The organism is Paraburkholderia sp. (assembly GCF_036488505.1).
Lineage (GTDB): Bacteria > Pseudomonadota > Gammaproteobacteria > Burkholderiales > Burkholderiaceae > Paraburkholderia.
Genome location: NZ_DASXHN010000445.1, coordinates 1 through 9,784 on the forward strand (window position 1 = coordinate 1; position 9,784 = coordinate 9,784).

Annotated in this window: 9 protein-coding genes and 1 riboswitch; of the genes, 6 read left to right on the forward strand and 3 right to left on the reverse strand. The window is 64.2% G+C overall.

Annotated features, from left to right (window positions below; genetic code table 11):
* Positions 1-705: 705 nt before the first annotated feature.
* Together VGH68_RS25610 and VGH68_RS25615 are read right to left on the reverse strand one after the other, a co-directional pair.
* Positions 706-1,446 (reverse strand): CbtA family protein, encoded by a 741-nt coding sequence (locus tag VGH68_RS25610; protein ID WP_331606510.1) that lies wholly within the window; start codon positions 1,444-1,446, stop codon positions 706-708.
* An 11-nt stretch (positions 1,447-1,457) separates the two neighbouring features.
* Positions 1,458-1,679, reverse strand: coding sequence for a CbtB domain-containing protein (locus VGH68_RS25615; RefSeq protein ID WP_331606511.1), 222 nt, complete (start codon positions 1,677-1,679; stop codon positions 1,458-1,460).
* Between the two features lie 40 nt (positions 1,680-1,719).
* A riboswitch (cobalamin riboswitch) is annotated at positions 1,720-1,867 on the reverse strand.
* Between the two features lie 68 nt (positions 1,868-1,935).
* On the opposite strand from VGH68_RS25615, the gene VGH68_RS25620 reads away from it, so the two are divergent.
* On the forward strand, positions 1,936-2,568 hold the full coding sequence (locus VGH68_RS25620) for a histidine phosphatase family protein (RefSeq protein WP_331606512.1): 633 nt from the start codon (positions 1,936-1,938) through the stop codon (positions 2,566-2,568).
* 99 nt (positions 2,569-2,667) lie between these two features.
* Here the strand turns inward: VGH68_RS25620 and VGH68_RS25625 are convergent, their stop codons facing one another.
* On the reverse strand, positions 2,668-3,108 hold the full coding sequence (locus VGH68_RS25625; RefSeq protein WP_331606513.1) for a hypothetical protein: 441 nt from the start codon (positions 3,106-3,108) through the stop codon (positions 2,668-2,670).
* Between the two features lie 239 nt (positions 3,109-3,347).
* Between VGH68_RS25625 and VGH68_RS25630 the strand changes: the two genes are divergently transcribed.
* The 5 genes from VGH68_RS25630 (at position 3,348) to VGH68_RS25650 (ending at position 9,748) form a co-directional block, all read left to right on the forward strand.
* Entirely contained in the window at positions 3,348-4,862 is a 1,515-nt protein-coding gene (locus VGH68_RS25630) for an ATPase domain-containing protein (protein WP_331606514.1), read from the forward strand.
* A gap of 3 nt (positions 4,863-4,865) precedes the next feature.
* On the forward strand, positions 4,866-6,524 hold the full coding sequence (locus VGH68_RS25635) for an ATP-binding protein (protein WP_331606515.1): 1,659 nt from the start codon (positions 4,866-4,868) through the stop codon (positions 6,522-6,524).
* Positions 6,525-6,622: 98 nt separating this feature from the next.
* Positions 6,623-7,357: a MarR family transcriptional regulator gene (locus tag VGH68_RS25640; protein WP_331606516.1), complete on the forward strand. Its 735-nt coding sequence runs from the start codon at positions 6,623-6,625 to the stop codon at positions 7,355-7,357.
* A gap of 6 nt (positions 7,358-7,363) precedes the next feature.
* Complete coding sequence (locus VGH68_RS25645; protein ID WP_331606517.1) at positions 7,364-9,466, forward strand: FUSC family protein; 2,103 nt, start codon at positions 7,364-7,366, stop codon at positions 9,464-9,466.
* Positions 9,467-9,538: 72 nt separating this feature from the next.
* Positions 9,539-9,748: a DUF1656 domain-containing protein gene (locus VGH68_RS25650; protein WP_331606518.1), complete on the forward strand. Its 210-nt coding sequence runs from the start codon at positions 9,539-9,541 to the stop codon at positions 9,746-9,748.
* Positions 9,749-9,784 lie beyond the last annotated feature (36 nt).

Genomic DNA, 9,784 nt, shown 5'->3' on the forward strand with positions numbered 1-9,784 from the left:
TCAGTTCAAACCTGTTACTGTTTTCGGGCTCTCTCGAACCCGGTCGCTCACTCAACGTACTTACGATGATTTAATCCTGTCTTTAAACAGGCAAACCTTCCTCTTTACTGTGTGAGGCTTCTGATACTGCTGCCCTGGCCAGTCCCGAAGAACCGGCCCGCATTCCGCATCAAGCGCCCACACTTATCGGCTGTTAGTTTTTAAAGAACATTTGCTTGAAAGCTCTGCTTTCTTCGCGTCCGTCATCAAACGGGAGGCGAATTATGCGATGCGGCCCGTACCCCGTCAACCCCTCGCGCCATTTATTTTTAGAACAATTGCAGAGCTCAAAAAATAAGCACTATCGTGAAGAGACGCGACCAGTCCGACATCACACTCGTCGAGCCGAAAAGGATTGACGAAATGTCGGAGAGAAAGACCCGGCAAACGATGAAGCAGCCAGCGACGTGCGCACTGGCGCATGCAGACCACGCAAACGCCCTGGCGATACAGCGGAAAAGTACTGCGAGCCAGAAAAGCAGCAGAAGCACTCGAAAGTACTCAATTGAAAAAGTCGCGAAAACCATTCCGCAGACTTTTCCACAGAAAATGGGAACAAGCCTGTGGATAACCGCTCCACAACAGTACCAAGTACTTGAAATAAAAGCGTTCTCGCGTATTGCGCGCGAAGCGCGACCGCCTGCACGGTTACGCTTCGCAATCAGTTCATGCCGACTTCCTCGTCACGCGCGCATTCGAACGCATAAAAGCGCTGCGCTCGACCAGCGCGCCGAACAGCAGCCCGATCGTCGTCCACATGATGGCCTGCATGCCGATCGCCGCGACCCGGAATTTCCACAGCAATACAGCAGGGAACGTAGCTGGTACTTCGTCGATCACCGGCATCGACAATTGCACGGCCGCGATAATCACCACGAAAACGAGCCCCGCGACGATCGATCCGTTCCATGCGCCCAGCTTCGCCACCGCACGACCGCGCAGCTTCAGCGAAAACACCATCGTCGCTAGTGAAATCGCGATCATCAGAAAGAACAGACCCGTGCGCGTGCCGATCGTCTCCGGATCGCCGATCGACGGTGGATTGGCCGGATACTTCATATTCGGCACGATCACAAGCGCAATGAATGCGCCGAGCGCGAGCCACACGGACAACGCCCGCACGCTCAATGCGCCCACCCGCCCATACGCATAGGCGAACACCAGCGAGAGCAGTCCGCCGAATGCCACGCCATACGCGACCACGCCGGTCAGCAGCCCAAGACCCGCTTGCGTGTCGCGGCTCACGAGTTCGGGTTCGGGTGCCTCGCCGCGCGCGGCGGCGGCTTTTTCTTCGAATGAAATGGCCTGATCGACCTGCGGCTCGCCCACGATTCGCGCAAACGTGAACGTGAGCAATCCCGCGACGATGCCCGCGAGCATCCCGCGCACCAACAATTTACCCACCATGTCAGACTCCGTTAGTGGCAGGGAAAGCCGAGCAGATGGCGGCCGTCGTGTACGAACTCGTGCACGTACATACCTGGCACGAGCGACGTGGCACCCTGTTCTGCACCAACGAAATAAAGCGCGAGCAACAATAGCAAACCGCCGAACACCACCCACGGCAGCAATTCGCGTAAGGGAATCGGAGTTGGCTGGGCCGCTGGCTGCACAGCGGGATCGAAAGCAGCTTCGTTCATGATGGACATCTCCTGGGGTAACGCGCCCCGAAATAGATTGCAGAGGAATGTTGCGAAGCTCAGGTCTGGCTTTCGGCTCGTTAGACTTGCAATGCCGATTACAGTGGCGCGACCGCGCCGGGCTCTCACCGGCTTCCGTGCTTCGCAGCGCCACATTCTACGCGCTAAGCTCCGGCCGCCGAGATAGCTTCATCAACGCTCGCGGGCCGCCCGCGAAGCCCTGAAGCCACGCGCGACAGCAATCTGAAGACATGCAATGGATAAGCGACTGTTACTGATAAGCCACGCGGCGACGTCCGCACAGCGTGCGGGACGCTTTCCCGCCGACGAACCGCTCGACGCCCGCGGCCGCGCTGAAGCCGAAGCCGCGGGTGCGCGTCTCGTGCTTCCCGCCGACGCCACCGTGTTGACGAGCCCGGCGGCCTGCGCGCGCGAGACCGCCGCGGCGCTCGGCCTCGTCGCAGCGTCTGTAAATGCGTTGGCGGATCTGAACCACGGCGACTGGCGCGGAAAACGTGTCGCCGACATTGCCGCTGAAGCGCCGCGCGAACTCGCCGCATGGACGCGCGAGCCCGACGCCGCGCCGCCCGGTGGAGAGTCGTTCAGTCAGTTAATACAGCGGGTCGGTGCGTGGCTCGACGCAGCGCTGCCAGGCGAAGCCCAAAACAGCGGGGCGAAAGAAGAAAACGGAGCACCGGCGGCCGACGCGTCGGCGCACGCACGCGCGACCGTCGCCATCACGCACGCGCCGTTGCTGCGGGCCGCCATCGTGTGCGCGCTCGGCGCATCGCCCGCGGTGTTTTCGCGCATCGAGATCGCGCCGCTATCTGTCATCGAATTGCGCCGCTCGCGGCGCGGCTGGACCTGGTGGCCTTGCACCAGCGTGTGAGACAGCAAGCCAAGGCAGCCAGACCACCGCGAGTACTTGGCTGCGAGGTCTGCCGCGCAACGCACAACCTCGCGACCATCCTGGGCTACGAGTCGCTTGCTACCTTCCAGACACAACGAGCCGCAATCGATTCGCCCCCTGCGGCGTCAACGTGATCTCGGTGCGCCGGTCTTTCGCGCCGAGATAAAAGTGCTGACGTGCTGGCGAATTCTGATCGTGCGTCGCATCGGGCAAACATGACGCGACGTCCGCGGCGAGCGCCTGCAACGCGTCCGCGTTCGAGCCCGCCGCCTGATGCGGCGTCCACGAGCATTGGAAACCGTGTTGCGCCACCGTGCATTGCGCGTCATCGCCATAGGGTTGCGCGAGACCGTTGCCGTCGCCGGGCGACAGCGACGCGAAGCCCTCCGGCGCTGCCGCCACGATCCGTTTGAGCGCGGCGCACGGGCGCGGCGAATCATCGGCGGACGCGCTGCAAGGCAGCACCGCCCATAACGATCCAGCGGCCAGCGCGATAGAGAAGAGTCGATAGTGTTTCATAGGTGGCGTTGGGGGTTGCAACGAAAGTCTGTCGGCGGTCCGCAAGCGCTGCGAAATGCTCGCAGGAACCTGTAACTCGGCGGAGCACACTGTATGCCGCGCCGCATCGGCGTGACCACCGACAAAGGGAGCGGCACGCAAATTGCATGTCGAGACCGCCCCACGGACATCGCCGCCCCTCAGCGGCCCGTTGACGTAACCGCGGACGCCTTACCGATAATTGCCACGCGCCCAACATCATGTCGACCACACACGCTACGACGCCCGCCCGGCTTACGACGGGCATCAAAGGAATCGATGCCATTCTCGGCGGCGGCTTCACGCCAAACCGCATGTACCTGGTGGAGGGCGCGCCGGGCACAGGTAAAACCACCCTGGCATTGCAATTCTTACTCCAGGGGCTCGCCGAAGGGCAATCCGGCCTTTACATCACACTGTCGGAAACGCGCTCGGAGCTGCTCGCCATCGGCGAGAGCCACGGCTGGGACCTGAGCGGCTTCACGATTCTCGAACAGCTTCCCGAAGAAGGGCTCGGGCCGCAATACGAGCAAACCGTGCTGCACCCGGCCGAAGTCGAACTCGGCGAAAGCGTGCGCAACGTGATCCAGCAGGCCGACCGGTTGAAGCCCGCACGTATCGTGCTGGATAGTCTGTCCGAATTGCGCCTGCTGTCGGAAAATCCGTTGCGCTATCGCCGGCAGATTCTCGCGCTCAAACGTCATTTCTCGACCCGCGCATGCACCGTGCTGCTGCTCGACGATCTATCGGCCGGCCCGTCCGGCGTCCAACTTCATAGCATCGTGCATGGCGTGATCCGGCTCGAGAACGTCGCGCACGATTACGGCGGCAACCGGCGCCGGCTGCATGTCGCGAAGATGCGCGGCATCAGGTTTCGCGAGGGCTTCCACGACTTCACGCTCGAGACGGGCGGCCTGCGCGTGTATCCGCGCCTCGTCGCGGCCGAGCATCACAGCGAATTCGCGAAGCAGCCCGTCACTACCGGCACGCCGGGGCTCGACGCGCTGGTCGGCGGCGGTCTGCTGCCGGGCACCAATGCGCTGGTCATCGGTCCGTCGGGGGTCGGCAAGACCACAACCGTCGTGTCGTGTCTGATCGCCGCGCTCAGACGCGGCGAGCGCTGCGCATACTATGTATTCGACGAGACGCTCGCTACCTTGCTGGGCCGCTGCGCGGCGCTTGGTATGCCGCTCGAGCCGCATATGGAAAGCGGTCTGCTGACGCTGCGGCAGATCGATCCAGCGGAAATCTCGCCGGGGCAGTTGTCGAATGACGTGCGTAACGCCGTCGAAGAACAGGGTGTGCGCTACGTGGCGATCGACAGTCTGAACGCCTATTTGCAGGCGATGCCCGGCGAGCGCTATCTGCTGTTGCACATGCACGAACTGCTCGGCTATCTGAACCAGCAGGGCGTGATCACGATGCTCGTGCTCGGGCAGCACGGCGTGATCGGCGAAGTGCAGACCGATATCGACATCAGCTATCTCAGCGACGTGGTCCTGTTGTTCCGCTACTTCGAGCATCACGGCGAAGTGCTGACCGCGGTGACCACCGTGAAGAGCCGCGGCAACGAGCACGAACGCACGATCCATCAGTTCCGCCTCGGCCCCGAGGGTCTCGAGGTCGGCGAAGCGCTACGCGACTTCGAGGGCGTCCTGTCGGGCTTGCCCCCGTATCGCGGCAGCACCGCGCTGCTCGGTGCCGAGAGCCCGCTCATCGAAACATCCGGGCGGTAAGCGATGGAAGAGCGCGTCCTGATTCTGGCGCCCTTCGGCCGAGACGCCGATGTGATCGCCGCGGTCCTCCATAACGACGCACGCGAATGCACGACCTGCGGCGACGCCAGCGCGCTCGCCGACCAGTTGGACGCTGGCGCCGGCACCGCGCTGCTCACCGAGGAAGCGCTCGCAAACGGACACGCGAAGAGCCTTTTCACGTGGCTCGAGCGGCAACCCGCATGGTCCGACTTTCCGTTCATCGTGCTCGCCGCGCCGAGCCTGGGCCGCCGGTCGCCCCGCGGCCTCGAGGTGCTCGAGCGGCTTGGCAACGTGGTCGTGCTCGAACGGCCGCTCAATGCGGAGACGCTGCGGCGCGCGGTCGCGTCGTCGTTGCGGGCGCGCGCGCGGCAATACGAATCGAGGCGCCTGCTGTCCGATCGCCTCGACGCGCAGAACGCGCTCGTGCAGCTGAACGATTCGCTGGAGAGCCGCATATCCGCGCGCACGCACGAACTCGCATCCGCGAACAACCGGCTGATGGCCGAGATCCATGAGCGCGCGAAGGTGCAAGCCGTGCTGGTGCAGTCGCAGAAGATGGAAGCGCTCGGCCAGTTGACGGGCGGCATCGCACATGACTTCAACAATCTGCTGAACGTGATCATGGTGAACGCGGAGTTGATCGCGCGCGTGAGCGGCGACGAACGCATCCGCGGCATGGCGGCCACCGTCAAACGCGCGACGGAACGCGGCGCGAAGCTGACCGGTCAGTTGCTGACCTTCTCGCGCAACAGCAATCCCGATCTCAAAGCCGTCGACGTGGCCGCGATGCTGCAAGGCATGCGCGACATCATCGCGGTGTCGCTCGGCTCGGGCATTCGTTATAGCAACGAGTTCGAGAGCAGCGAAATGTGGACTCAGGCGGATGCGAATCAGCTCGAACTGGCGGTGCTCAATCTCGCGATCAATGCGCGCGACGCGATGCCAACCGGCGGCCGTCTCGACATCCGCGTGACGACGCGCGACGCGCCGGACGCGACGCTGAAGAAAGGCCGTTACGTGGTGATCGAAGTCACCGACACGGGCGCCGGCATCCCGCCCGAGGTCGTGCCGCGCGTATTCGATCCGTTCTTCACGACCAAGCCGGTCGGCAAGGGCACCGGCCTCGGCCTGAGCCAGGTGTACGGCATCGCAAGGCAGGCAGGCGGCGCCGCGCGCATCTTCAGCGAAGAAGGCGTGGGCACGACGGTGCAGATCTGGTTGCCACGGCGCGAGCGCGTGGCCGCGCGGCCCGAAGTGATCGCAGGTGCCGAAGTGGCTGCCACCGGGGACAGGCGCGTGCTCGTCGTCGAAGACGACAGCGAAGTGCGCGCGATGCTCGTCGAATCGTTACGCATGCTCGGCTACACGGTGACCGAAGCGGCCGATGGACCGGCCGGCCTGATGCGCCTGCGCGACGACGATCCTGATCTGCTGATGGTCGATTTCGCGATGCCCGGCATGAACGGCATCGACGTGATCTCGGAGGCGCGCAAGCTGCGCGCCGATTTGCCGGTGATACTCGCCACCGGTTATGCGGACGTCGACATTACGGGCCTCGCAGTCAAGCGCTGCACGATCTTGCGCAAGCCATTCCAGCTCGACGATCTCGCGCGCACCGTGCGGCTCGTGCTGGCCGCGTGAAGCGCGTGTGCCGCATTCGCGCCGCCAACCAGGCGGCACGATAGCCATTTCCAATTGAATAGTTTGCTAGCGAATCTTTTGGAAATACAATACCGGCCATGTCGAATCTCGATGCCCTGCGCCGCACCGTCAGCAGCACGCTGGTCGTCGCTGCCAGAAAATGGCGGCGCACGAGTCATGGCGTGCTCGCGGCCTTCAACGTCTCCGAAGCGTGCGCAACCCCGCTGCTGATCGCGAGCCGGCTCGGCTCGGCAGTGCGCCAGGTCACGCTCGCCGATCACGTCGGTATCGAGGGGCCGTCGCTCGTACGGCTGCTCGACCAGTTATGCGCGGCCGGCCTGATGCGCCGCGACGAAGATCCCGCGGACCGCCGCGCGAAAACCGTCGCGCTGACCGATGAAGGCCGCGCGGTCACCGCGAAGATGGAAGACGAACTGGTCACGTTGCGCGCGCAAGCGCTCAAACGGGTATCGCGCGATGATCTGGAAGCCGCGCTGCGCGTGTTCGCCGCATTTACGGCAGACGCCGCGAGGCGTGCCGAACCGGGAGCCGGGCGCGATGCGCATGACGAACGCGTAGAGGCTGTGCGCGTCGAAACCGCGAAGCATGAGCCGGTAAAGCGTGACGCGGCGGCAAAGCGCGCGTCGCCTGAAAAGCGCAAGCCAGCAAGACGTGCGCCGCTTGCGGCCGAAACCGGCGACGTTCGCAACGCCGGCGCAACCGGCAAATCCACCGCCAAAACCACTGGCAAATCGCAGCGGAGCGCGACCGCAAGCAAGTCCTCCAAACGCGGCTCGCGCGCAACCGCACCGCATAACGCCGAGTCCGCGTAACGGTTTATGGTCTATCCCACCCTTCGCGACTGGCTGTTCTCGGTCAAGACTTTCGCGGCCGCGATGCTCGCGCTCTACATCGGCCTCGCATTCGAATTGCCGCGCCCCTATTGGGCGATGGCCACGGTCTATATCGTGTCGAATCCGTTCGTCGGCGCGACCCGTTCGAAGGCGATCTACCGCGCGCTCGGCACCGCGCTCGGCGCGGCCGGCGCGGTGCTGCTCGTGCCGCCCTTCGTCGAATCGCCGTATCTGTTCAGCGTGGTCGTCGCCACGTGGGTCGGCACGATGCTCTACTTCGCGGTGTCCGATCGGACCGCGCGCAGCTATGTATTCATGCTGTCCGCTTATACGATGCCGATCATCGCGCTGCCGTCGGTCACGAATCCCACCGCCGTGTTCGATCTCGCGGTCAGCCGAACCGAGGAAATCACGCTCGGCATCGTGTGCGCGAGCATCGTCGGCAGTTCGCTGTTTCCAAGCCGGCTCGCGCCCACCATCATCGAACGTACCGACGCGTGGTTTCGCGACGCCGCGTTCTACGCGACCGAAACACTGTCCGGCCGCATCGCGAGCACGGCGATCTCCGGCGCGCGGCAGCGGCTCGCCAGCACCGTCAATGGTCTCGAACTGCTGCTGAGCCAGCTCGCTTACGATCACACGCGGCCCGACGTGCTCGCGCGCGCGCGCCAACTCCGCGGACGCATGCAGTTGCTGCTGCCGATCATGTCGTCGCTCGCCGACCCGCTGCTCGCGCTCTACAACAACGGCCAGCATCGCTGGCCGGAAGGGCTCGACACGCTGCTCGCCGACGTGACCAAGTGGTTCAACCAGCCGCTGCCCGCCGTCAGCCAGGGCTATCACCCGGACGAAACCGCCGACGCGCTGCGCGAGCGCATTGCCGCGATGCGCCCGCCCGCCGCCGCGCTCGCGCACTGGGACGGCGCGCTGCTTTCGACCGCGCTGTGGCGCCTGAAGCAGGTGATCGACGTGTGGCAGGACTGCCGCTCGCTGCGCATCATCATCACGCGCGAGGAAGGGTCGTGGCGGCCGCACTTCCGTCACTGGCGGCTCGGCGGCACCGAGCGTTTCTACGATCGCGGCATGATGCTGTTCGCGACGGTGTCCGCGGCCGCCGCGGTGGTCTTCGCGTGCGCACTGTGGATCAGCTCGGGCTGGAACGATGGCGCGAGCGCGGTCACGCTCGCGGCGGTGGCCTGCTGCTTCTTTGCGGCGCTCGACGAACCCGCGCCGCTCGTATTCCGTTTCTTTCTCGCGACCGCCGTCAGCGTGGGGGCCGCGGGTCTATATCTGTTCGTCGTACTGCCACAGGTGCATGACTTCCCGATGCTGGTGATCCTGTTCTCGGCGCCGTTCATTCTGGTCGGCACGCTGATCCCGCGTCCGCAGTTCAACATGGTGACGGTGCTGGTCGCCGTAAATACCGCGACGTTCATCAGCATCCAGGATGCGTATGACGCGAACTTCCTGACATTCATGAACGCGAATCTCGCCGGCCTGGCCGGCCTGCTCTATGCGTATCTGTGGACCCGCGTGACGCGCCCGTTCGGCGCCGAACTCGCCGCGGCGCGGCTGCTGCGCTCGAGTTGGGCCGACGTCGCGCTGACCGCGTCGACGCGGCCGATCGAGGATCCGCGCAATCTCGCCGCGCGCATGCTCGACCGTCTGATGCAACTGATCCCGCGCGTGGGTGCAACCGACGATCATCGCCATCCGTCGATCGAAAGCTTCCGCGATCTGCGCATTGCTTTCAATGCGCTCGATCTGCGGCGCCTCGCGCGCAAGCTCGGCGGCGAAGCGCCGGGCGCGATCGAGCATGTTCTCGATGGAGTGCGTACATATTACGAACGCTGCATCGACAGCCGCCAGCGCGAGCCGGTGCCTGAGACCTTGATGGCGTCGATCGACACAGCGGTCGCGCGCGTCACCGTGCAAGGGCTCACGAACGCGGCCGCGCCGAGCGAGACCTCGTCCACCTCGGCACGCCAGTTGCGCGAAGCGCTGCATGCGCTGGTCGGCTTGCGTCTTTCGCTGTTTCCGGCCACGCTGACCAAGCCAACGCCGACCGAACCGGAGGCCGCCGCGTGATCGACCCTGTCGTGCGTGCTGTTCATCGCGCCCGTTTCCGTCCTCCGTTCCAGCCCTTTTCCAACTCTCGCGATGATCGGTGAAATCGATATCTTCGGCGTATTCGTGCCGGCCGTGCTGGTGCTGATGTTGGTCGCGTATCTGATCAACCTCGCGATCCGCACCGTGCTCGCGTACGTCGGCTATTACCGCTTCGTCTGGCATCGCTCCATCTTCGATCTCGGCATCTACGTGCTAGTGCTGGGCCTGGTCGTCGTCGTTTCGCACAAGCTAATAACGTGAAAAAAACCTGGTTCTCCGTCGGTCAGATCGTGCTGA